General features: G+C 61.8%; 17 protein-coding genes. 15 read left to right on the top strand and 2 right to left on the bottom strand.

The window, feature by feature from the left end:
- Nucleotides 1–80: 80 nt before the first annotated feature.
- The 14 genes from LOY54_RS04730 to LOY54_RS04665 all read left to right on the top strand — a co-directional run bounded on the left by LOY54_RS04730 (nucleotide 81) and on the right by LOY54_RS04665 (nucleotide 19,242).
- Nucleotides 81–800, top strand: coding sequence for an SIMPL domain-containing protein (locus tag LOY54_RS04730; protein WP_093388139.1), 720 nt, complete (start codon nucleotides 81–83; stop codon nucleotides 798–800).
- 314 nt (nucleotides 801–1,114) lie between these two features.
- Nucleotides 1,115–2,740, top strand: coding sequence for an ABC transporter substrate-binding protein (locus LOY54_RS04725; protein ID WP_258609536.1), 1,626 nt, complete (start codon nucleotides 1,115–1,117; stop codon nucleotides 2,738–2,740).
- A gap of 254 nt (nucleotides 2,741–2,994) precedes the next feature.
- Nucleotides 2,995–4,587, top strand: a complete 1,593-nt coding sequence (locus LOY54_RS04720; RefSeq protein ID WP_258609534.1) for an ABC transporter substrate-binding protein — start codon at nucleotides 2,995–2,997, stop codon at nucleotides 4,585–4,587.
- A gap of 225 nt (nucleotides 4,588–4,812) precedes the next feature.
- Nucleotides 4,813–6,138: an OprD family porin gene (locus tag LOY54_RS04715; protein ID WP_093388136.1), complete on the top strand. Its 1,326-nt coding sequence runs from the start codon at nucleotides 4,813–4,815 to the stop codon at nucleotides 6,136–6,138.
- Between the two features lie 72 nt (nucleotides 6,139–6,210).
- Nucleotides 6,211–7,806, top strand: a complete 1,596-nt coding sequence (locus LOY54_RS04710; protein ID WP_045196276.1) for an ABC transporter substrate-binding protein — start codon at nucleotides 6,211–6,213, stop codon at nucleotides 7,804–7,806.
- Between the two features lie 74 nt (nucleotides 7,807–7,880).
- Nucleotides 7,881–8,891, top strand: a complete 1,011-nt coding sequence (locus LOY54_RS04705; RefSeq protein WP_036993941.1) for an ABC transporter permease subunit — start codon at nucleotides 7,881–7,883, stop codon at nucleotides 8,889–8,891.
- Between the two features lie 10 nt (nucleotides 8,892–8,901).
- Entirely contained in the window at nucleotides 8,902–9,831 is a 930-nt protein-coding gene (locus tag LOY54_RS04700; protein ID WP_045196274.1) for an ABC transporter permease subunit, read from the top strand.
- 10 nt (nucleotides 9,832–9,841) lie between these two features.
- Complete coding sequence (locus LOY54_RS04695; protein WP_045196592.1) at nucleotides 9,842–10,810, top strand: ABC transporter ATP-binding protein; 969 nt, start codon at nucleotides 9,842–9,844, stop codon at nucleotides 10,808–10,810.
- Complete coding sequence (locus LOY54_RS04690) at nucleotides 10,810–11,778, top strand: peptide ABC transporter ATP-binding protein (RefSeq protein WP_258609532.1); 969 nt, start codon at nucleotides 10,810–10,812, stop codon at nucleotides 11,776–11,778. The genes LOY54_RS04695 and LOY54_RS04690 overlap by 1 nt, the downstream gene beginning before the upstream one ends.
- 144 nt (nucleotides 11,779–11,922) lie before the next feature.
- Entirely contained in the window at nucleotides 11,923–12,732 is an 810-nt protein-coding gene (locus LOY54_RS04685; protein WP_258609530.1) for a nuclear transport factor 2 family protein, read from the top strand.
- 61 nt (nucleotides 12,733–12,793) lie between these two features.
- A complete protein-coding gene (locus LOY54_RS04680) occupies nucleotides 12,794–14,200 on the top strand; it encodes an FAD-binding oxidoreductase (protein WP_258609528.1) in 1,407 nt (468 codons plus the stop codon).
- Nucleotides 14,201–14,232: 32 nt separating this feature from the next.
- Nucleotides 14,233–14,574: a cupin domain-containing protein gene (locus tag LOY54_RS04675; RefSeq protein ID WP_045196265.1), complete on the top strand. Its 342-nt coding sequence runs from the start codon at nucleotides 14,233–14,235 to the stop codon at nucleotides 14,572–14,574.
- Nucleotides 14,575–14,629: 55 nt separating this feature from the next.
- Nucleotides 14,630–15,709: a polyamine ABC transporter substrate-binding protein gene (locus tag LOY54_RS04670; protein WP_258609526.1), complete on the top strand. Its 1,080-nt coding sequence runs from the start codon at nucleotides 14,630–14,632 to the stop codon at nucleotides 15,707–15,709.
- Nucleotides 15,710–15,804: 95 nt separating this feature from the next.
- Complete coding sequence (locus tag LOY54_RS04665) at nucleotides 15,805–19,242, top strand: M35 family metallopeptidase (protein ID WP_258609524.1); 3,438 nt, start codon at nucleotides 15,805–15,807, stop codon at nucleotides 19,240–19,242.
- Between the two features lie 42 nt (nucleotides 19,243–19,284).
- Here the strand turns inward: LOY54_RS04665 and LOY54_RS04660 are convergent, their stop codons facing one another.
- Nucleotides 19,285–20,874 carry a peptide chain release factor 3 gene (locus tag LOY54_RS04660; protein WP_258609522.1) on the bottom strand — a complete coding sequence of 530 codons (1,590 nt, stop codon included), beginning with the start codon at nucleotides 20,872–20,874 and terminating at the stop codon, nucleotides 19,285–19,287.
- 222 nt (nucleotides 20,875–21,096) lie between these two features.
- Nucleotides 21,097–21,459 carry a hypothetical protein gene (locus tag LOY54_RS04655; RefSeq protein ID WP_258609521.1) on the bottom strand — a complete coding sequence of 121 codons (363 nt, stop codon included), beginning with the start codon at nucleotides 21,457–21,459 and terminating at the stop codon, nucleotides 21,097–21,099.
- 342 nt (nucleotides 21,460–21,801) lie between these two features.
- Between LOY54_RS04655 and LOY54_RS04650 the strand changes: the two genes are divergently transcribed.
- Complete coding sequence (locus LOY54_RS04650; protein WP_258609519.1) at nucleotides 21,802–22,044, top strand: hypothetical protein; 243 nt, start codon at nucleotides 21,802–21,804, stop codon at nucleotides 22,042–22,044.
- The last annotated feature ends 45 nt before the right edge of the window (nucleotides 22,045–22,089 follow it).

The following is a 22,089-nucleotide window of genomic DNA, read 5'->3' as shown; positions in this document are numbered from 1 at the left end:
CACTACACTGTTGCCAGTCTCATGGGCCAGCGTGCACTGCTTGTGTTCAGTGCCCGCGCCACACTTTCAAGGAGTCATACATGTCGATCACCCGCAGCAGCGCCGCCCTGGCAATGGCCACCAGCTTGCTAGCCAGCCTTCCGGCCCTGGCCGATGAGGCCCCGCGCTACAACCAGATTTCGCTGCGCGCCGAAGTCAGCAAGGAAGTGGCCCGCGACCTGATGGTCGTGACCCTGTACAGCGAAGCGCAGAATACCGACCCGGGCAAGCTGGCCACTGAAATCACCGAAACCATGAACAAGGCGGTGAAACAGGCGCGCGAAGTCAAGGATGTGAAGATCAGCCAGGGCAGCCGCAACAGCTACCCGATCTACGACAACAAGGGCCAGAAGATCACCGGCTGGCGTGAGCGCGCCGAGCTGCGCCTGGAAAGCGCCAACTTCCCGGCCCTGTCGCAACTCACCGGCACCCTGCTGCAGGACCTGAAAATGGGCGGCATGGACTTCTCCATCGCCCCGGCCACGCGCAAAACCAGCGAAGACGACCTGCTCAAGGATGCCGTCAACGCCTTCAAGGCCCGTGCCCAACTGGCCACCGAAGCCCTGGGCGGCAAAGGCTACAAAGTGGTCAACCTGAACCTCAACAGCAGCGGTTACCCGCATCCTTATGCCCGTAGCGCACCGATGATGATGAAAGCCGCCGGCATGGCCGCAGACGCAGCGCCCGCTCCGGAAATCGAAGCCGGCACCACCGACGTGACCATGAGTGCCGATGGCACCATTGAAGTCCAGATGCAGTAAGCCGCGTTACTTTTCTGCTGGTTCGCGGCAGTTTCGGCTGTCGCGACCCCTGTTACTTGTAGCACCTCGCGCCCCAAATTAGTGCAAAGACTGACTCGATAGTGAGACAACGTCTTCGAAACAACCTGAAACACCCCCTCGCAAACGATCAACTCCGTAAAAAATTATACGGATGCGACATTCCTGTACGTTCGTCCCACTGTTTACCGTCACCCATCCCTTTGAGTGTTGCATTGGGTATGGGGCCTGCATAAGTATCCGCAGGTCGGCTCACAAGGCCCCCTCAAATCAAAAATGACAACAATGAGGCCACCATGCTCAAACACGCGGTCATTCCGTTTCTGGTCGGCGCAGGCTTGCTTGCCGGCGCACCCTCCGCCCTTGCGGCGACTAACCTGGTGTTTTGCTCCGAAGGCAGCCCCGCAGGCTTCGACCCGGGCCAGTACACCACCGGAACCGACTTCGATGCCTCAGCCGAGACCGTCTTCAACCGCCTGAGCCAGTTCGAGCGTGGCGGCACCGCAGTGATCCCGGGCCTGGCGACCAGCTGGGACATTTCCGACGATGGCCTGACCTACACCTTCCACCTGCGCGAAGGGGTCAAGTTCCATACCACCGAATTCTTCAAGCCGACGCGCGCCTTCAATGCCGACGACGTGCTGTTCACCTTCAATCGGATGCTCGACAAGGACATGCCGTTTCGCAAGGCCTACCCTACCGAGTTCCCGTACTTCACCGACATGGGCATGGACAAGAACATCGCCAAGGTCGAAAAGCTCGACGAGCACACGGTCAAGTTCACCCTCAACGGCGTCGACGCTGCGTTCATCCAGAACCTGGCCATGAGCTTCGCCTCGATCCAGTCCGCCGAATACGCCGACCAGTTGCTCAAGCAGGGCAAGCCCGCCGACATCAACCAGAAGCCGATCGGCACCGGCCCGTTCGTGTTCAGCAAGTACCAGAAAGACGCGCAGATCCGCTTCAAGGGCAACAAGGACTACTGGAAGCCTGAGGATGTGAAGATCGACAACCTGATCTTCGCCATCACCACCGACGCCTCGGTGCGCATGCAGAAGCTGAAAAAGAACGAGTGCCAGGTCACCCTGTTCCCGCGCCCGGCCGACATCGAGCCACTGAAGAAAGACCCGAACCTGAAGATGCCTGATCAGGCCGGCTTCAACCTCGGCTACATCGCCTACAACGTGATGGACAAGATCAAGGGCAGCAACGAGCCCAACCCGATGGCCCAGCTCAAGGTTCGCGAAGCGCTGGACATGGCGGTAAACAAGCAGCAGATCATCGACTCGGTGTACCAGGGCGCCGGCCAGCTGGCGGTCAACGCCATGCCGCCGACCCAGTGGTCCTACGACACCACCATCAAGGACGCCAAGTACGATCCCGAGAAGGCCAAGCAGTTGCTCAAGGAAGCCGGCATCAAGGAAGGCACCGAGATCAACCTCTGGGCCATGCCGGTGCAACGCCCGTACAACCCCAATGCCAAGCTGATGGCCGAGATGCTGCAATCGGACTGGGCCAAGATCGGCATCAAGGCCAAGATCGTCAGCTACGAGTGGGGCGAGTACATCAAGCGCTCCAAGGGCGGCGAGAACGGCGCCATGCTGATTGGCTGGAGCGGTGACAACGGCGACCCGGACAACTGGCTGGGCACCCTGTTTGGCTGCGATGCCCTGGAAGGCAACAACTTCTCCAAGTGGTGCTACAAGCCGTACGACGACCTGGTCAAGCAAGCCAAGGCCACCTCCGACCAGGCCAAGCGCACCGAGCTGTACAAGCAAGCGCAACACATCCTCAAAGAACAGGTTCCGATGACACCCATCGCTCACTCGACGGTGTATCAACCTATGCGTTCAACCGTACAGGACTTCAAGATCAGCCCGTTTGGCTTGAACTCCTTCTATGGGGTCAGCGTGACCAAATAGCAGCCATCTGGCTCGGCCCCGCGACGCCACACGGCAGCCGGGGCCGCAGCCTGATGGCCTGGCAGGTCAGCCGCTAGCGCATCGACACGGAACCGTCGCACGCCCTATCGGATACCTCCTACACACCTCTGCGTAATCGCACCTATCTGCAGCGCTTTGATGGCTCTACCGTCAAGGGTGCAGCAGAGTCGGCGCGATTCGTATGGCTGTGCGCCATGGACCGCGAAAAAAACAACAAGAGAGAAGGGATCGTCATGCGCCACACTCCAATCTATGCAGCGCTGCTGGGCTTCGGCCTGCTCGCCCAGGCCCCTGCGGGCCTGGCCAAGAACCTGGTGTTCTGCTCCGAAGGCAGCCCCGGCGGCTTCGATACTGCCCAATACACCAGCGCCACCGACAACGACGCCGCCGAGCCGATCTACAACCGCCTGGTGGAATTCGAACGCGGCGCGACCGCCGTCAAACCGGCCCTGGCAAAAAGCTGGGAGGTGTCCGACGACGGCCTGACCTACACCTTCCACCTACGCGAAGGGGTCAAGTTCCACAACAACAAGGATTTCACCCCCAGTCGCGATTTCAACGCTGACGACGTGCTGTTCACCTTCAATCGCATGCTCGACCGCGACCACCCGTTTCGCAAGGCCTACCCCACCGAATTTCCCTACTTCGTCGGCATGAGCCTGGACAAGAACATCGCCCGCATCGAAAAGACCGCGCCGATGACCGTGGTCTTTACCCTCAACAGCATCGATGCCGCCTTCGTGCAGAACCTGGCAATGAGTTTTGCCGCCGTACTCTCGGCCGAATACGCCGAGCAACTGATGACCTCCGGGCGCCCCAGCGACATCAACCAGAAGCCGATCGGCACTGGCCCGTTCGTGTTCCAGCGCTACCAGAAGGACTCGCAGATCCGCTACCGCGGCAATAAGGACTACTGGGACCCGAGCCAGGTGAAGATCGAGCAGTTGATCTTCTCGATCAATACCGACCCCTCGGTGCGCATCCAGAAACTGCGCAAGAACGAATGCCAGGTCACCCTGCATCCACGCCCGGCCGATCTCGATGCACTCAAGAGCGACCCCAAGCTGCAGGTCATCGAAAAACCCGGCTTCAACCTCGGCTACATCGCCTACAACGTTCAGCACAAACCCTTCGACCAGCTTGAAGTACGCCAGGCCCTGGACATGGCGGTGAACAAACCGGCCATCGTCAAGGCGGTGTACCAGGAGGCCGGTCAACTGGCGGTGGGCAGCATGCCGCCGACCCAATGGTCCTACGACGACAGCATCAAGGATGCCGGCTACAACCCGCAAAAGGCTCGCGAGTTGCTCAAGGCCGCCGGGGTCAAGGAAGGCACTGAAATCACCCTCTGGGCCATGCCCGTGCAACGCCCGTACAACCCCAACGCCAAGCTGATGGCCGAAATGCTCCAGGCCGACTGGGGCAAGGTGGGTCTGAAGGTGAAAATCGTCAGCTACGAGTGGGGCGAATATCTCAAGCGCACCAAGGACGGTGAACACGACATCTCGCTGATCGGCTGGACCGGCGACAACGGCGACCCGGACAACTGGCTGGGCACCCTGTACAGCTGTGACGCGATAGGCAGCAACAACTACTCCATGTGGTGCGACCCGCAGTACGACGCGCTGGTCAAGAAAGCCAAGACCATCACCGACCGCGAGCAACGCACCCTGCTCTACCAGCAGGCGCAGCAGCGCCTCAGGCAACAGTTGCCCATCACCCCGATCGCCCACTCGACGGTCAACCAGCCGCTCAGTGCCAAGGTCGTGGATTTCAAGGTAAGTCCTTTCGGGCGCAACAACTTCTCAGGCGTCAGTACCGAATAAAAAACCGCTTTCTCCCTCGGGGGCGCGCAGCGCCTTCGCGGGCGAACTCAGCCTGAATATGCCCGATTGCCTTGCAGCAAACGATTGCAAACCCTTGTTCCAACCGGCAAGACGCCCAGCCCACAAGGCCAGGCGGTAACTAAAAAGAAGAAAAGAAAAGGGAGCTTTACCTTGAGACGAACCCAAACCGCAGTACTGGCACTGTCCCTCAGTGGTCTGTCAGCCATGGCCCAGGCCGAACCCGCCAGCCAGGACTATGTTCCGGTCAGCGTCAAAGCCACCAGCGCCCAGAGTGAAGCCAAAGGCTTCATCGAAGGCCAGAGCCTGTCCGGCTCCACCCGCAACTGGTATGGCCGCGAACGCGCCACCCGCGCACCGCTGTTCAAGTACTACAAGAGCGACGGCAGCCAGCACGACACCCACAGCCGTGACAACTGGGTGCAGGGCACCATCCTCAACTACACCTCGGGCTTTACCGAAGGTACCTTCGGCTTCAGCACCGAGGTCGCCGTCTACAACGCCATCGCCCTGGAGCGTGGCCGCGCGGCGGTGGCCGGGCCGAACAACCGCACCCTGACCCACAGCGACGGCGATGTCATCGGCCAGTGGAGCAAGATGGGCCTGGCCAACGTCAAGGCGCGGGTGTCCAACACCACCCTGACCGCCGGCCGCCAATCGATGGACACCCCGGTACTGGCCTACATCGGCAACCGCGCCTTGCCGTCGAGCTTCGAAGGTGTGAGCCTGCACAGCGAAGAATTCGACAACCTGTCGTTTGATGTCGGCACCTTCGACCGGCTCTCGAACCGGACCGAACAGGGCACCAGCAAATTCGTTGCCGAGTACGGTGATCGCGCCTTTTCAGCCGATCACGTCAACATTGCCGGTGTGAACTACCAGCCGCTGAAAAGCCTGAAAACCAGCTTCTACGTGTCCAACGTCGAAGACCTGTGGAACCAGTACTACTTCGGCGCCAGCCATGAGCTGGGCGACAGCGCGGTGCTGAGCCTGACCACCGGCCTGAACTACTACAAGACCAAGGATGAAGGCCAAAGCAAGCTTGGCAATATCGACAACGACACCTACAGCCTGTCGTTCGGCCTGACCCACCAGGCTCACAACCTGACTTTCTCCTATCAGCAGGTCAACGGTAACGAGTACTTCGACTACCTGCACGACACCAACGCGATCTTCCTGGCCAACTCCCTGCTTTCGGACTTCAACGGCCCGAACGAAAAATCGATGCAGATCGCCTACGTGCTGAACATGGCCCAGTACGGCGTGCCGGGCCTCAAGTTCAACCTCTACAACGCGCGCGGCTGGGGCATCGACGGCACCCACTACACCGGCAGCGGCTACGACGTGCGTGGCCTGGACGGCGAGAACCACTACGAGTGGGGCATCGGCACCACCTATGCGGTGCAGAGCGGCTCGCTCAAGGACACCACCATTCGTGCCACCTACACCGCGCACCGGGCCAGCAAGGCCCAGATCGACGGTAGCCTGGACGAGCTGCGGATTGTCACCACCATTCCCTTCAACTTCCTCTAGAACGCGGTTTCCCGGTCGGTTCGCCGAATCGGCCGGGACGGCTACTCTGGTTAATCGATTGCAGGAGGTTTCATGAAACTGCTACCGCTACAGGCTGCCCTGGCAGCCGTCCTGTTGAGTACTGCGGCGGGCCTCTCAGCCAAGCCGCTGGTGGTGTGTACCGAGGCCAGCCCGGAAGGCTTCGATATCGTCCAATACACCACCGCCGTAACCGCCGACGCCTCGGCCGAGGCCATCTTCAACCGCCTGGTCGACTTCCGCCCGGGCACCACCGATATCCAGCCGGCCCTGGCCGAGCGCTGGGACATCAGCGATGACGGCCTGACCTACACCTTCCACTTGCGCGAAGGGGTCAAGTTCCACACCACCGACTATTTCACCCCTACCCGCGAGATGAATGCCGACGACGTGCTGTGGAGTTTCCGACGACAGCTGGACCCTAATCACCCGTGGCACAACAAGACCAGCATCGGTTTCCCCTACTTCGAGAGCATGGGTTTCAAGGACCTGCTCAAAAGCGTCGAGAAGACCGACGAGCACACTGTGGTCTTCACCCTGACCCGGCCCGAAGCGCCTTTTTTGCGTGACCTGGCCATGGCCTTCACCTCGATCTACTCCGCCGAATACGGCGACCAGTTGCTCAAGGCCAACAAGACCGGCGACCTCAACAACAAGCCGATCGGCACCGGCCCGTTCATCTTCCAGCGCTACAACAAGGACGCCCAGGTGCGCTACAAGGCCAACCCGGACTACTTCCGTGGCAAGCCACCGGCCGACGCGCTGATCTTCGCCATTGCCAACGACAACAACGTGCGCCTGCAAAAGCTCAAGGCCAACGAGTGCCAGGTGGCGCTGTACCCCAAGCCCGATGACATCCCCAGCATCAAGGCCGACCCCAAATTGAAAGTGGCCGAGATGGAAGCGCTGACCACCGGCTACATCTCGCTCAACACCGAACACAAGTACCTGAGCGATGTGCGCGTGCGCAAAGCCATCAACATTGCCTTCGACCGCCAGACCCACGTCGACCAGCTGTTCGGCAAGGGCAACGCACTGGTCGCGGTCAACCCTTACCCGCCGAGCATGATCGGCTACAACACCGACAACCAGAACCCGCCCCGTGACCTCGACAAGGCCCGCGCCCTGCTCAAGGAAGCCGGCGTGCCCGAAGGCACGGTGCTGACCCTGTTCACCCGCAACGGCGGCGGCCCGACCAACCCCAACCCGCGCCTGAGCGCTGAAATGCTTCAGGCGGACCTGGCCAGGATCGGCCTGACCGTCGATATCCGCGTGATGGAATGGGCCGAGATGCTGCGCCGGGCCAAGAAGGGCGAAGCCGACATGGTCTCGACCGGCTGGGCCAGCGACAACGGCGACCCGGACAACTTCCTCAGCCCGCTGCTTAGTTGCGACGCGGTGAAAAGCGGCGAGAACTATGCGCGCTGGTGCAATCAAACCTTCCAGCAGTTGATCACCAAGGCCCGCGAGGTTACCGACAACAATGAGCGTGCAGCGCTCTATGTAAAGGCCCTGGCGGTGTACGATGAAGATCAACCGTGGATCAGCATGGCCCATCCGCAGATGTTTACCGCCATGCGCAACAACGTTGAGGGGTACCACATCAACCCCCTCACCAATAACAACTTCGCCACTACCCAGGTGAAGTAGAACAAGAACGACCGCCGGCGCCCCATCCGGGTGCCGGCGGGCATGCCTGACCGGCTGATGAGGTACTCCAGAAGATGTTTAGTTTTATTGCCCGGCGACTGGGATTGCTGATCCCGACCTTCTTCGGCATCACCTTGCTGACGTTTGCGCTCATACGGCTGATACCCGGCGATCCGGTTGAAGTCATGATGGGCGAACGCCGGGTCGACCCGGAAATGCACGCCCAGGCCATGGAGCGACTGGGCCTGAACAAACCGCTGCCCGAACAGTACCTGGACTACGTCAGCAAGCTCGCCCAGGGTGACCTCGGCGAATCGCTGCGCACCCGCGAAAGCGTCTGGACCGAGTTCCTCGCACTGTTCCCGGCAACCCTGGAACTGGCCATGGCGGCGCTGTTTTTTGCCGGGGTGATCGGCCTGCTGGCCGGGGTCATCGCCGCGCTCAAGCGTGGCTCATTGTTCGATCATGGGGTCATGGGTATCTCCCTTGCCGGCTACTCGATGCCGATCTTCTGGTGGGGCCTGATCCTGATCATGTTCTTCTCCGTGAGCCTGGGCTGGACCCCGGTGTCCGGGCGCATCGACCTGCTCTACGACATCGAGCCGAAAACCGGCTTCATGCTCATCGACACCCTGCTCAGCGACGAAGAAGGCGCCTTCAAGGATGCACTGATGCACCTGATCCTGCCGGCCATTGTCCTGGGCACCATTCCGCTGGCGGTGATCGCGCGGATGACCCGCTCCTCGATGCTCGAAGTGCTGCGCGAAGACTACATCCGCACCGCCCGCGCCAAGGGCCTGTCGCCGGCCCGGGTGGTGTTCGTGCACGGCCTGCGCAACGCGCTGATCCCGGTACTGACGGTGTTCGGCCTGCAGGTCGGCACCCTGCTCGCCGGTGCGGTACTGACCGAAACCATTTTTTCCTGGCCGGGCATCGGCAAGTGGCTGATCGAAGCCATCGGCGCCCGCGATTACCCCGTGGTACAGAACGGCATCCTGTTGATTGCCTGCCTGGTGATCCTGGTCAACTTCGTCGTGGACATCCTCTACGGCCTGGCCAACCCACGCATCCGTCATCAGCGCTGAGGGCCTCGTCATGACTACCCCACTTGCAAAATCTGTCACCACCCCGGCCACCGCTGTCGACCAGAGCCTGCTTTACCCCTCGCCGTACAAGGAGTTCTGGCAGGCCTTTTCACGCAACAAGGGCGCGGTCGCCGGGCTGATGTTCATGAGCCTGATCGTGTTCTGCGCACTGTTCGCCCCCTGGGTGGCGCCGCACAGCCCCAGCGAGCAGTACCGTGATTTTCTGCTGACCCCGCCGGTGTGGCTGGAAGGCGGCAACTGGCAGTTCATCCTCGGCACCGACGAGCTCGGCCGCGACCTGCTTTCGCGGCTGATCCAGGGCTCGCGGCTGTCGCTGCTGATCGGCCTGTCATCGGTAGTGATCTCGCTGATTCCGGGGATTTTCCTCGGCCTGTTGGCCGGGTTCTTTCCGCGCATCCTCGGCCCGTCGATCATGCGCCTGATGGACGTGATGCTGGCCCTGCCCTCGCTGCTGCTGGCCGTGGCAATTGTCGCCATCCTCGGCCCTGGCCTGATCAACACCGTGATCGCCATCGCCATCGTCTCGCTGCCGTCCTATGTGCGTCTGACCCGTGCCGCGGTGATGGGCGAACTGAACCGCGACTACGTCACCGCCGCACGCCTGGCCGGTGCCAGCCTGCCCCGGCTGATGTTCGTCACCGTGCTGCCCAACTGCATGGCGCCGCTGATCGTGCAGGCCACCCTGAGCTTCTCATCGGCAATCCTCGACGCCGCCGCCCTGGGCTTTCTCGGCCTCGGCGTGCAGCCGCCAACCCCCGAGTGGGGCACCATGCTGGCCTCGGCCCGCGACTACATCGAACGCGCCTGGTGGGTAGTGAGCCTGCCTGGCCTGACCATTTTGCTCAGCGTGCTGGCAATCAACCTGATGGGTGACGGACTGCGCGATGCGCTGGACCCGAAACTCAAGAATGCCGCCTGAGGAGATCGCCATGTCACTTCTGCAAATCAACAATCTGAACGTGCGCTTTGGCGACGCCAATGCGGTACCGGTGGTCGATGGACTGGACCTGACGGTCGATGAAGGTGAGGTCCTGGCCATCGTCGGCGAGTCGGGCTCCGGTAAATCGGTGACCATGATGGCGCTGATGGGCCTGATCGACGCCCCCGGGCGCATCACCGCCGATGCCCTGACCTTCGATGGCACCAACATGCTCAAGCTCAGCGGCCGGCAACGGCGCAAGGTGGTTGGCAAGGATATGGCCATGGTCTTCCAGGACCCGATGACCGCCCTCAACCCCAGCTACACCGTAGGTTTCCAGATCGAGGAAGTGCTGCGCCAGCACCTTGGCCTGCGCGGCAAGGCAGCCCGCCAGCGTGCCCTGGAACTGCTCAAGAAGGTTGAAATCCCTGGCGCCGAAAGCCGCCTGGACGCCTACCCGCACCAGCTTTCCGGTGGCATGAGCCAACGGGTAGCGATCGCCATGGCGATTGCCGGCGAACCCAAGCTGCTGATCGCCGACGAGCCGACCACCGCCCTCGACGTGACCATCCAGGCGCAGATCATGGAGCTGCTGCTGAACCTGCAAAAAGAGCAGAACATGGCGCTGATCCTGATCACCCACGACCTCGCCGTGGTCGCCGAAACCGCCAAGCGGGTGTGCGTGATGTACGCCGGCCAAGCGGTGGAAGTCGGCCAGGTGCCGGAACTGTTCGACGTCCCCGCCCACCCCTACAGCGAAGCACTGCTGGCGGCGATTCCCGAGCACAGCGAAGGCGCCGAGCGCCTGGCGACCCTGCCGGGCATCGTCCCCGGCCGCTATGACCGTCCTCAAGGTTGCCTGCTGTCGCCGCGCTGCCCTTACGTGCAGGAAAACTGCCGCCGGCAACGACCGACCCTCGATCCCCAGGCCCATAGCCAGGTGCGTTGTTTCTACCCGCTGAACCAGGAGGTGGCGTAATGACCGTCGTCCTTACCGCCCGTGAACTGACCCGTCACTATGAAGTTTCCCGCGGCCTGTTCAAGGGCCATGCCCTGGTGCGCGCACTCAACGGCGTGTCGTTCGAACTGGAAGCCGGCAAGACCCTGGCCGTGGTCGGCGAGTCCGGTTGTGGCAAGTCGACCCTGGCCCGGGCCCTGACCCTGATCGAAGAGCCCTCGTCCGGCTCGCTGAAGATCGCCGGCCAGGAAGTCGCCGGGGCCAACAAGGCCGAGCGCAAGCAATTGCGCAAGGACGTGCAGATGGTCTTCCAGAGCCCGTACGCCTCGCTCAACCCGCGACAGAAGATCGGCGACCAGCTGGGTGAGCCGCTGCTGATCAACACCAACCTGACCCGCGCCGAGCGGCGCGAGAAGGTCCAGGCGATGATGCAACAGGTCGGCCTGCGCCCCGAGCATTACCAGCGCTACCCGCACATGTTTTCCGGTGGCCAGCGCCAGCGCATCGCCCTGGCCCGGGCGATGATGCTGCAACCGAAAGTACTGGTGGCCGATGAGCCGACGTCGGCCCTCGACGTATCGATCCAGGCCCAGGTGCTGAACCTGTTCATGGACCTGCAGAAGGAGTTCAACACTGCCTACGTGTTCATCTCCCACAACCTCGCGGTAGTGCGCCACGTGGCAGACCAGGTGCTGGTGATGTACCTGGGCCGGCCGGCGGAAATGGGCCCCAAGGAGGACATCTACAGCAAGCCGCTGCACCCTTACACCCAGGCCTTGCTGTCGGCCACGCCGACCATTCATCCGGACCCGCTCAAGCCGAAGATCAAGATTTCCGGCGAGCTGCCCAACCCGCTGAACCCGCCGCCTGGCTGTGCCTTCCACAAACGCTGCCCGTATGCCACCGAGCGCTGTGCTGTCGAGGAACCGGCGTTCAGGCAGGTGGGGACGCGGCAGGTGGCGTGCCATTACGCCGAGCAGTTCCTGTAACCGTATCGCGGGTCAAGCCCGCTCCCACAGCGCACGCGGGTCAAGTCGAGGCGTCGCACCGCCGCTCCCACAGCGCACTGTGTGGGAGCGGCGGTGCGACGCCTCGACTTGACCCGCGATTGGCCCCTCCATCACTATCCAGCAATGACCCCAGCCCCTATCCCCGACGGCCCGGAGCAAACCCCGGAAACCGCCGCCACCGTCCTGCGCTACCACCTGTGCTGGAAGCATCGCGACCTCGACGGGGTCATGGCCTTGTATCACCCCGATATCCAGTACAACGACTATTTCCAGAACCGCGTCCTGCACCTCGATGAGCTGCGCGAATACGTGCGTGTGAGCATGCCCCGCGAAGCCGGTGAAGACATCGTCCACAGCGACCGCATCCGCGTCGATGGCTGCACCGCCTTCATCCAGTACCAGGTCACCCTGCGCGGTGGCGAAGGCCTGGTGGCGTTCCAGGCCAGCGAAGCGATCACCGTGCGCGACGGCCTGATCTGGCGGGTCAACGAGTACGCCTCGCTGGTCCGCGCGCCCAGCCAGGACACTGGCCACAATGACCTGCGCCCGGCCGCCAGCCGCCTGGGCCTGTCACCACGCCAACTGAGCTTCATGGCCCAGGACCTGGAGCAGTACTTCCAGCGCCAGCAGCCCTACCTCGACCCGGAGCTGGACCTGCAACGGGTGGCCCGCGAAAGCGGCTACAGCCGCAACCAGATCTCCTACCTGCTCAACCAGGTGCTCGGCCAGAGCTTCTACCGCTACGTCAACCAGGCACGCCTGCAGCACCTGCTCACCAGCCTCGGCGCCACCGCCACGGTTGCACGCATCGACGAGCTGGCCTTTGCTGCCGGTTTCAATTCGCTGTCGGCGTTCTACAAAAGTTTCCGCCAGCACACCGGCCTGTCGCCCAAGGCCTACGTGAAGCAGAATTCTCTGCGTGCACGCACGTAAGACACAGCGCCCCGCAAGCTTCTAGGATCGCCACAGACCGTTACCGATGTGGAGCCGAACAATGCTTGCATGGCGCAGTATCAGCCTGTGGATGGACCAACTCGATGAGCCGTTGAGCGCACGCCCGGCGCTGCAACAGGACCTGGACGTCGACGTCTGCATCATCGGCGCCGGCTACACCGGGCTGTGGACCGCCTACTACCTCAAGCGCCTGGCACCACAGCTGAACATCGCCATCGTCGAAGCGCAGATTGCAGGCTTCGGCGCCTCCGGACGCAATGGCGGCTGGCTGATGGGCAACCTGCTCGGTGAAGACCGCCTGCTCGCCGGCAGCACGCCCGAGCAGCGGCGCGCCGCCTATGACCTGTTGCACGGCATTCCCGATGAAGTGGCCCAGGTGCTCGAACGCGAAGGCATCGACTGCGACTACCACAAGGGCGGCGTGCTGTACTGCGCCGCGCGCTACCCCGAGCAGGAAACCAGCCTGCGCGCGTATCTGAACAAGCTCTACAAGCAGGGCCTGAACGAAGCCGACTACCGCTGGCTAAGCCCCGATGAGCTGGCATCGCAGCTGCGTATCAGCCGCCCCTATGGCGCGATCTTCAACCCCAATGTCGCCACAATCCAGCCGGCCAAACTGGTGCGCGGCCTGGCCCGCACGGTAGAGGCCATGGGCGTGAAGCTCTATGAGAACAGCCCCGTAACCCAGTGGCGCGCCGGTGAAGCACGCACCTTGCAGGCACGGATCAAATGCCAGTGGCTGGTGCCAGCAGTCGAGGGCTACTCGGTCAACCTGCCGCCGCTGGGGCGCTACCAGATGCCGGTGCAAAGCCTGCTGGTGGCCACCGAGCCACTGCCCGAACAGGTCTGGGAGCAGATCGGCCTCAAGCATGGCCAGGCCTTCAGCGAGAACAGCCGCCAGGTCACCTATGGCCAGCGCAGCCTGGACAACCGCCTGGTGTTCGGCGCCCGCGGCGGCTATCGCTTTGCCGGCCGCCTGCGTGACAACTTCGACCTCACCGACAGCGAAATCGAACTGCGCCGCTACCTGTTCGGCGAGCTGTTCCCGCAGTTGCAGAAGGTCAGGATCACCCACGCCTGGGGCGGCAACCTGGGTATGGCCCGGCGCTTTCAGCCGCACATGTTCTGCGACCGCAAACAGGGCATCGCCCTGGCCGGCGGCTATGGCGGCGAAGGCGTTGGCGCCAGCAACCTCGGCGGGCGGACCCTGGCCGAGCTGATCCTCGAGCGGCGCAGCCCGCTCACCGAGCAGCCCTGGGCCAGCCACGACCGCGCCCTGCACAGCCTGCCCGGCTGGGAGCCGGAACCCTGCCGCTGGCTGGGCTACAACGCGATCATCAAGAGTTTCGTCCATGAAGACCAGACCCTCGCCAACCCGGCCAGCGCCCCCTGGCGCCGACGCCTGGCCAGCGGCGTGGCGGACTTCATGGAAGGTTTCATGCGCTGACTTTTTGAACCCCCTGCACAGGATCCACCGCTATGAGCATTACCCAGTTCAAGAACACCGACAGTGTCACCCTGGCCGAATCCAACCCGGTGGCGGTGCCACTCGGCGAGCCGGTCTCGATCGCCTCGGTCACCAGCGTCGAGCGCAGCGACGGCGTCGAAACCGGCATCTGGGAATGCACCCCGGGGCGCTGGCGCCGGCAGATCGTCCAGCAGGAGTTCTGCCACTTCATCAAGGGCCGCTGCACCTTCACCCCGGATGGCGGCGAGCCGCTGACCATCGAAGCCGGCGACGCGATCATGCTGCCGGCCAACAGCACCGGCACCTGGGACATCCAGGAGACCGTGCGCAAAACCTATGTGCTGATTTTCTGATCATTTGATCGCCTGCCTCCTTCGATAAAAAACAGACCAAGCAAGGAATCCAGACATGCGCCCATTGCTCTTCGCACCTGTGTTGCTGGCCGCCTCCGTCGCCCAGGCGGCCGACTCGGTAAAGATCTACAACTGGTCCAGCTACATCGCCCCCGACACCCTGAAGAACTTCCAGCAGGCTAGCGGCATCGTGCCGACCTACGACGTGTTCGACAGCAACGAAACCCTCGACGGCAAGCTGATGACCGGCAACTCCGGCTACGACGTGGTGTTCCCCTCCAACCACTTCATGGCCCGGCAGATCCAGGGCAAGGCGCTCAAGCAACTGGACAAGACCCAGCTGCCCAACTGGAAGAACCTCAACCCGGTGCTGCTCAAGGCCCTGGAGGTCAACGACCCGGGCAACCAGTACGGCTTCCCTTACCTGTGGGGCAGTACCGGGATCGGCTACAACATCGACAAGGTCAAGGCGGTGCTCGGCGACAACGCCCCGCTGGATTCCTGGGACCTGATCTTCAAGCCCGAGTACATCAGCAAGCTGAAAAGCTGCGGCGTGGCGGTGCTCGACAACGGCCCGGAGCTGTTGCCGATCGCCCTCAACTACCTGGGCCTGCCACACCACAGCCAGAAGCCCGAGGATTACGACAAGGCCAAGCAACTGCTGATGAAGGTGCGCCCGTACATCAGCTACTTCCACTCCTCCAAGTACACCGGCGACCTGGCCAATGGCGATATCTGCGTGGTGGTGGGCTTCTCCGGCGACGTGCTGCAAGCCAGGAACCGCGCCGAAGAAGCCAACAACGGCGTGAAGGTCGGCTACTCGATTCCCAAGGAAGGCGCGCCGATGTGGTTCGACATGGTCGCCATGCCGGCTGATGCCCCGGACGAAAAAGCCGGTTACGCCTACATGAACTACCTGTTGCAGCCCGAGGTGATGGCCAACATCAGCAACCATGTGCAGTACGCCAACGGCAACCTCAAGGCCGACACCCTGGTCGACCCGGCGCTCAAGGCCAATACCATGATTTACCCGAGCGACGAGATGCTCGGCAAGCTCTACGCACTGGAGGCGATGCCAGCCAAGATCGACCGCATCCGCACGCGCATCTGGACCAGCATCAAGGCCGGCAATTGATATAAGTAACGCCCCGACCCTGCTTACCCGCGGCAATCTCCAGTGATTGCCGCGGGGATCGGCCCCCGGCTGCCTTGTACCGCCGGGACACTTTCATGCCGTTGGCCAACCTGCCCTACTTTCATCCTGATGCCCTGCGCGCAGGTTTTTTACGTCACCTCGAGCACCTCGACGCCAGGCAACCGCTGAGCGCCGCGCAACGACAATCCCTGCAACGACTGGGCGACGACCCCGCGCTGCGCGTCGACCGCCTGGATGCGGTGACTGGCGATGGCCAGGCCATAGCCCTGGACACCACCTTTCTGCTGAGCCGCGCCGACTGGCCCGAAGTGTTCATCTACAACCCCGACATCGGCCTGCAACGCTTTGCCGATCGGCGCCAGGCCAAGCAGACGCTGCTGGGCCTGCAGGATCAACCTGCGCTGATGGCAACAGTGCTGCGTTACGCACCACAGGCGCAACAGCAGTTACTGCAGCGCCAACCGGCTGTGGATTTTCAGGTCAATCTGCTGGCTGCGCCGCTGTTCGACAGCCTGATGTTGACGATCAATGATCGCCTTGCCGACCAGGCCGCCCCCCTGCACACCCAGCAAGCAGCGCCCTCGACCGCCACATTGCAGCAACTTGCCCGCACCCTCGGCAACGCCAGCCTGGATGCGCAATCGATGCAAACCCAGGTCGGACAATTGGCCCAGGAGTACCAGGCCATGCTCGCCCAGCGCCCGAGCCTCAGCTCAGTCACCCGGGCACTGCTCAAGCACGAGCTGTCCAGCTTTCTGCACAAAGCCCCTCCCCTGCACGCCATCAGCGTGCAGCCGGAGGGCCGCAGTACCCCGGTCCTGTCGCTGCTCGAACTGATCTGGCACCCCGCCGATAACAGCCAATGGCGTGCCAGCGCCACCACCGCGGCTGAACTGCCGACCCCCTTGCCGTTGCTCCCGCCGGCCTTGCTCGGCCATAGCGCCAGACGCTTGCGCCAGCACCTTCGCGGGCAACTGCAAGCAGTATTGGTGCGCGACGGGCAACTGAGCCAAGACTACCAGAAGCAACTGCTGGCCCTGCTCAGCACGCTGGCCGAACGCCTGGGCGTTGTCTTTGCGCCTGCTGCGCTGCCCTCTCGGCGGTCGCGGATTCTGGCCCTGTACGACCGGGCCATCGCTGCGCGCCTGCCGGGCAACGTGGTCAAGGCCTTCAACCGCTATATCAGCGAAACCGATGCCATTGGCGCAGCCCTGCGCGACCTGCAGGATCGCGCCAGGGCAGAGGCTGTTATAGCCCATGCACCCGAGTGGCTGCGCCAGGCCTCGGCAGAAGATCAACATGCCTACTTGCGCGTTTTAGCCAGAAACCTGCTGGGCGCAAACGATGATTACCTGTTCGATATCCCCGAAATCGACACCTATGCCCGCGAACACCTGCAGCAGCGCCTGGACCAGGATTTCGGCCCCGGCCACTACCGGCCTGAAGATATCCAGGTCACCACCAACCGCTGGATCACTGCGCCGCCACTGCCCGGGGAAATCCCCTTGTCACTGCCGGCCAGCTACGTGCGCCATCGCCAGTCCCTGGTTGACTATGCGCTCGATCATTACCGCGACTGGGACAACGCAATCACCCTGGTGACCGACCAGAAGGGTGAGCTGCTGCCACCCACCTTGCGCAGCCAGTACGTTCGCGAGGTGGCCAAGGCGCTGGATATTGGCGGCCACTACCAGCGCCTGCTGCAGCAGAAATTCGCCGAACACGACCCCGACTATGCCCGGCGCCTGGCAACCTTCTGCCGGCAACTGCCCGGGCAAATGCTCGAAGCGGCCTGGCGTGCCCGCCTCAAGGGCGAACTCGATGGCGCAGCGCTACAGACGGTTACCCAGGTACTGGAACTGCCAGAAGACCGCACACAGCACATGACACCACTGCTGTTGGTGGCCGATAGCGGGCTTGAACCGGACCAGGTGCCTGGCCTGTACCTGATCGGCAATCAGCAGGCGGGCCCGCTGGTGCTGTACAGCCCTTACGACAGCCGCCAGGCCTATCGGCAATTTGCCGATAGCCGCGACCTGCTGAAAAAGATCAGGACCACGCCAGCGTTGCAGGCCTTGCTGCTCGGGCGTATGCCAGCGCAGATGCGCAGACGCTATGGGCGCGGCGGCTTTGAAGAGCCACACCTGCCATTTAGTGTTGAATCGGATTTCGACCTGCCGTTTTCCCGCCCCGGCCCCATCACCCTGGCCTGGCGTCCGATCGCGGGCAACCTGTTCAAGCAACTGTTCGTGGATAACGCCCAGATGCTCCAGGACATGGCCCACGCCCAGCTGGTGACCCTCGAAGAGGCGCGCTGGCAAACCTTGAAGAACCTGCTCGGTCAGCTGTGGTTGCAAGCCAGCCTGTTTCTGCCGGGCAGGCTGGGCACGCTGCTGGGTATTTTCCAGACCGAAACCAGTGTGCTGCAAACCCTGGAAAAAGCCGACCGCAGCAACTGGAGCCAGTCACTGGCCGAACTCTGCGCGGCGCTGGTGCAGGGCCTGCTGGTTGGCAAAGACGCCGTCGGGGTCGAATCGCTGGAGAAGTTCTGGAAAAATCAGGAGAGCAGCCCTGCGCCCGAACGCCCGCAACCGGTCGAAGCCGGCGGTGTGCTGAGCGACCTCAGCGGCCGCCATACCCGTCGGGTCGTCTCCCGGGAACAGATCGCGATACTCGCAGTTGGCATGCCACAGATCCAGCGCGTAAACCCTTATCGCGGCAACCTGATCCGCGAAGCGCACGATACTGCAGTAACCTACCTGGTGAACTGCCACTTCAACATCAGCCGCACCACAGCCCGCCAGCTACCCCTGCAAACGGCCAGGGTCCTCAGGGACTTCTTCAACGTCGCGGATGTATCCGACACACTTCTGCTGCAAGTCAGCAGGCCGATAGAAAAACTGCTGACGCTGCTGTTGTCGCGTAATTACTCACCCGCCCATTCGACTCGCTATGTCATGGGCAGCAGAGTCGGTGCGCCTATCGATGCCAGCGCCTTCGTCAACCCGGCCGACCGCAGCCGGCAGATCTTTCTGCTCGACGCCTTCTTCGACAACCCGACCATCAACCAGTTGCCGCTACAAGGCCGATACGCCCAACCGGCAGCCGCCAACCTCACCCGCGCCTTTACCTTGCTGCATGAACTGTCTCACCTGGCCTGTCAGACCCGCGACATCACCTACACCCTGGGTGTTGCCCCGTACGCCGACTGGCTGATCCCCGGCCCCGAGCGCGCCTGGCTGGAACGCGCCCACGAAAGCGGCTTCAGCGCCATGACGCCGATGAACAAGTTGTTCACGTTGTACGATGAAGACACTGGCAGGCTGCGCGACTTGCGTCGCAGCGATCGCAAAGGCAAGAAGCTGATCCTGAAGATCACCGGCGCGCAGGATCTGCAGCAAGCTCGTCAGGTGTTCCTGAATGACAGCGAAAAACGCGCGCAGATCATGCTGTTCAATGCCGACAGCCTGGCATTGCTGATCTACCGCCTGGGTGCAGGACTGCACCCGTGAGGCAAGGCACCCCGCCGCACTGAAGGCGGCGGGGCTTGGCGGTCAGTGATGCTCGCGGGTTGCGCGGAACTTCACATCCGGCCAGCGCTCTTCCATCAGCGCCAGGTTGACCCGGGTCGGGGCCAGGTAGGTCAGGTGACCACCGCCGTCGATGGCCAGGTTCTCCACGGCCTTGTTCTTGAATTCCTCAAGCTTCTTCTTGTCCTCGCAACTGATCCAGCGCGCCGACCAGACGGTGATCGGCTCGTAGGCACACTCGACCTTGTACTCTTCCTTCAGGCGGCTGGCGACCACATCGAACTGCAGCACACCGACGGCGCCGAGGATGATGTCGTTGCTGCGCTCGGGGAAGAACACCTGGGTCGCGCCTTCTTCGGCCAACTGCTGCAGGCCCTGGCGCAGTTGCTTGGACTTGAGCGGGTCTTTCAGGCACACGCGGCGGAACAGCTCCGGGGCGAAGTGCGGAATACCGGTGAAGCCCAGGGCCTCGCCTTCGGTGAAGGTGTCACCGATCTGGATCGTGCCGTGGTTGTGCAAGCCAATGATGTCGCCGGCCCAGGCCTCTTCCAGTTGCTCACGCTCGGAGGAGAAGAAGGTCAGCGCATCGCCGATACGCAGGTCCTTGCCGGTGCGCACATGGCGCATCTTCATGCCTTTTTCGTAACGGCCGGAGCAGATACGCATGAAGGCGATACGGTCGCGGTGCTTGGGGTCCATGTTCGCCTGGATCTTGAACACGAAACCGCTGAACTTCTCTTCGGTCGGCTCGACGGCGCGCTCGTTGGCCTCGCGCGGCAGCGGGCGTGGCGCCCAGTCGACGACGGCATCGAGCACATGGTCGACACCGAAGTTGCCCAGCGCGGTACCGAAGAACACCGGGGTCAGCTCGCCGCGCATGAACTCGTCCTGGTCGAATTCGTGGCAAGCGCCCTGTACCAGCTCCAGCTGCTCGAGGAAGCGCTCGTATTCGTCGCCCAGGTGGGCACGGGCTTCATCGGAGTCGAGCTTCTCGATGATCTTCACCTCGGTGCGCTCGTGGCCATGGCCCGGGGTGTAGACAATGATGTAGTCGCCGGCCAGGTGATACACGCCCTTGAAGTCGCGGTAGCAACCGATCGGCCAGGTGATCGGCGCTGCCTTGATCTTCAATACCGCTTCGATTTCGTCGAGCAGTTCGATCGGGTCGCGGATGTCACGGTCGAGTTTGTTGATGAAGCTGACGATCGGCGTGTCGCGCAGCCGGCAGACGTCCATCAGGGCGATGGTCCGCGGCTCGACGCCCTTACCGCCGTCGAGCACCATCAGCGCCGAGTCGACGGCGGTCAGGGTGCGGTAGGTATCTTCCGAGAAGTCTTCGTGGCCCGGGGTGTCGAGCAGGTTGATCATGTGCTCGCGATAGGGGAACTGCATCACCGAGGTGGTGATGGAGATACCACGCTGCTTCTCCATTTCCATCCAGTCGGAGGTGGCATGGCGGTCGGACTTTCGCGATTTCACCGTACCGGCAACGGCAATCGCCTTGCCCATCAGCAACAGCTTCTCGGTGATGGTGGTCTTACCCGCATCGGGGTGGGAAATGATGGCAAACGTGCGCCGGCTGTTGACTTCGTTGACAATTTTACTATCGGACATCGCTCAAAATCTCGATTGTGTACGCTGTTATGTACACACTAAAAAATGTGCTTTTGGCCGATTGCACAGGCCAGCGCAGGGAACCGCGCATTGTAACAAATGGCGGGCGGGTGTGCTCGGTGCGATGACCTCTCCTGCCGTCCCGGGTGTCACCCTAAGCCGTTACTGGACGGGCTGCTGGCGAATTGGTAGCGTCAGGCGTGCATAGCCATTTTGCGCTCTTCAGGAGCTAATCGATTTTGCTGCGCCGCCTTCCAAGCTAGATAGATGCTTGCAGGGTGACAAGGAAGGTTGCACGACATCATTAACGCCCAGCTCGGGGAGAAACATGAGCGAAAGTTCTTTCAGGTCAATTCGGAACGGCACAATTGCTTCTGTGATTGCTGGTATTGCTATGTTGGTCGTACCAGATGCCAGGGCATATATCGTAAGATTTTTTTCCTGGGTGTGGTCTGGGCTGACATGGTGCTGGAACGGCCTCATGTCCTCGTACTCTTTGCCAGGCTGGGTATGGATTATCGTTTTTTTATTCGCCCTCATAGGCGCAGCCAGCATTTTTTTCAGGTTTAAAGGCGAACCGGCCAAACCCGAACACCACTCCTATGTCGAAGACACCATGTACGGAGCAAAATGGCGTTGGCAATGGATTTCTAATCGCATAATTGATCCCTGGTGCTATTGCCCGAGATGCGAAGCCACTCTTGTTTATGACGACAGCTCTTGCCATAGGTTTTCCTACGAAGAAAAGAAAACAAATTTCATATGTGAAAACTGTGGCCACTCAGTCGTCGCCTCTATTCCTGGCGGCAATAAAGCTTATGCACTGGGAGCGGTAGAGCGCGAGATTGACAGGCGAGTCCGGACAGGCGAATACAAAAATCATTAACGCACCAATATTAACAGCGACCATCAGAACAAGGAGCGAACATGAAGGTTAAAGAACTCATTGCAGAACTCAGCAAACAGGATCCAGAGCTGGAGATACTCTGCTACACGGAAGACGAATCAATTCTCCCTGAGAACCATTTGTTCCGACTGATCGATATTAATAGCGTCAGTATTCTCGAAGGGGAAAAGCGTCGTGGCGATGACAGAGTCCCCACTCTAAAAGTAGGCACCGAAGGTTATACTCAAAAACACGTCATAATTAATCTTCTTACTGATTTTTAGAGACTGTTAAATATCTCCAGCCTCGTTAATCCAGGAAGGTACGCG

Origin of the sequence: Pseudomonas sp. B21-032 (assembly GCF_024748965.1) — a bacterium.
In the GTDB taxonomy this organism is placed as follows: domain Bacteria; phylum Pseudomonadota; class Gammaproteobacteria; order Pseudomonadales; family Pseudomonadaceae; genus Aquipseudomonas.
This window is presented reverse-complemented; position numbering and strand designations above follow the sequence as displayed.

Excerpts from the sequence above, each read along its gene's own strand:
- LOY54_RS04685 (WP_258609530.1), top strand. The coding sequence starts at position 11,923 with ATGACCCCAGCCCCTATCCCCGACGGCCCGGAGCAAACCCCGGAAACC.
- LOY54_RS04650 (WP_258609519.1), top strand. The coding sequence starts at position 21,802 with ATGAAGGTTAAAGAACTCATTGCAGAACTCAGCAAACAGGATCCAGAG.
- LOY54_RS04730 (WP_093388139.1), top strand. The coding sequence starts at position 81 with ATGTCGATCACCCGCAGCAGCGCCGCCCTGGCAATGGCCACCAGCTTG.
- LOY54_RS04725 (WP_258609536.1), top strand. The coding sequence starts at position 1,115 with ATGCTCAAACACGCGGTCATTCCGTTTCTGGTCGGCGCAGGCTTGCTT.
- LOY54_RS04700 (WP_045196274.1), top strand. The coding sequence starts at position 8,902 with ATGACTACCCCACTTGCAAAATCTGTCACCACCCCGGCCACCGCTGTC.
- LOY54_RS04680 (WP_258609528.1), top strand. The coding sequence starts at position 12,794 with ATGCTTGCATGGCGCAGTATCAGCCTGTGGATGGACCAACTCGATGAG.
- LOY54_RS04665 (WP_258609524.1), top strand. The coding sequence starts at position 15,805 with ATGCCGTTGGCCAACCTGCCCTACTTTCATCCTGATGCCCTGCGCGCA.
- LOY54_RS04660 (WP_258609522.1), bottom strand. The coding sequence starts at position 20,874 with ATGTCCGATAGTAAAATTGTCAACGAAGTCAACAGCCGGCGCACGTTT.
- LOY54_RS04705 (WP_036993941.1), top strand. The coding sequence starts at position 7,881 with ATGTTTAGTTTTATTGCCCGGCGACTGGGATTGCTGATCCCGACCTTC.
- LOY54_RS04720 (WP_258609534.1), top strand. The coding sequence starts at position 2,995 with ATGCGCCACACTCCAATCTATGCAGCGCTGCTGGGCTTCGGCCTGCTC.
- LOY54_RS04670 (WP_258609526.1), top strand. The coding sequence starts at position 14,630 with ATGCGCCCATTGCTCTTCGCACCTGTGTTGCTGGCCGCCTCCGTCGCC.
- LOY54_RS04710 (WP_045196276.1), top strand. The coding sequence starts at position 6,211 with ATGAAACTGCTACCGCTACAGGCTGCCCTGGCAGCCGTCCTGTTGAGT.
- LOY54_RS04690 (WP_258609532.1), top strand. The coding sequence starts at position 10,810 with ATGACCGTCGTCCTTACCGCCCGTGAACTGACCCGTCACTATGAAGTT.
- LOY54_RS04695 (WP_045196592.1), top strand. The coding sequence starts at position 9,842 with ATGTCACTTCTGCAAATCAACAATCTGAACGTGCGCTTTGGCGACGCC.
- LOY54_RS04715 (WP_093388136.1), top strand. The coding sequence starts at position 4,813 with ATGGCCCAGGCCGAACCCGCCAGCCAGGACTATGTTCCGGTCAGCGTC.
- LOY54_RS04675 (WP_045196265.1), top strand. The coding sequence starts at position 14,233 with ATGAGCATTACCCAGTTCAAGAACACCGACAGTGTCACCCTGGCCGAA.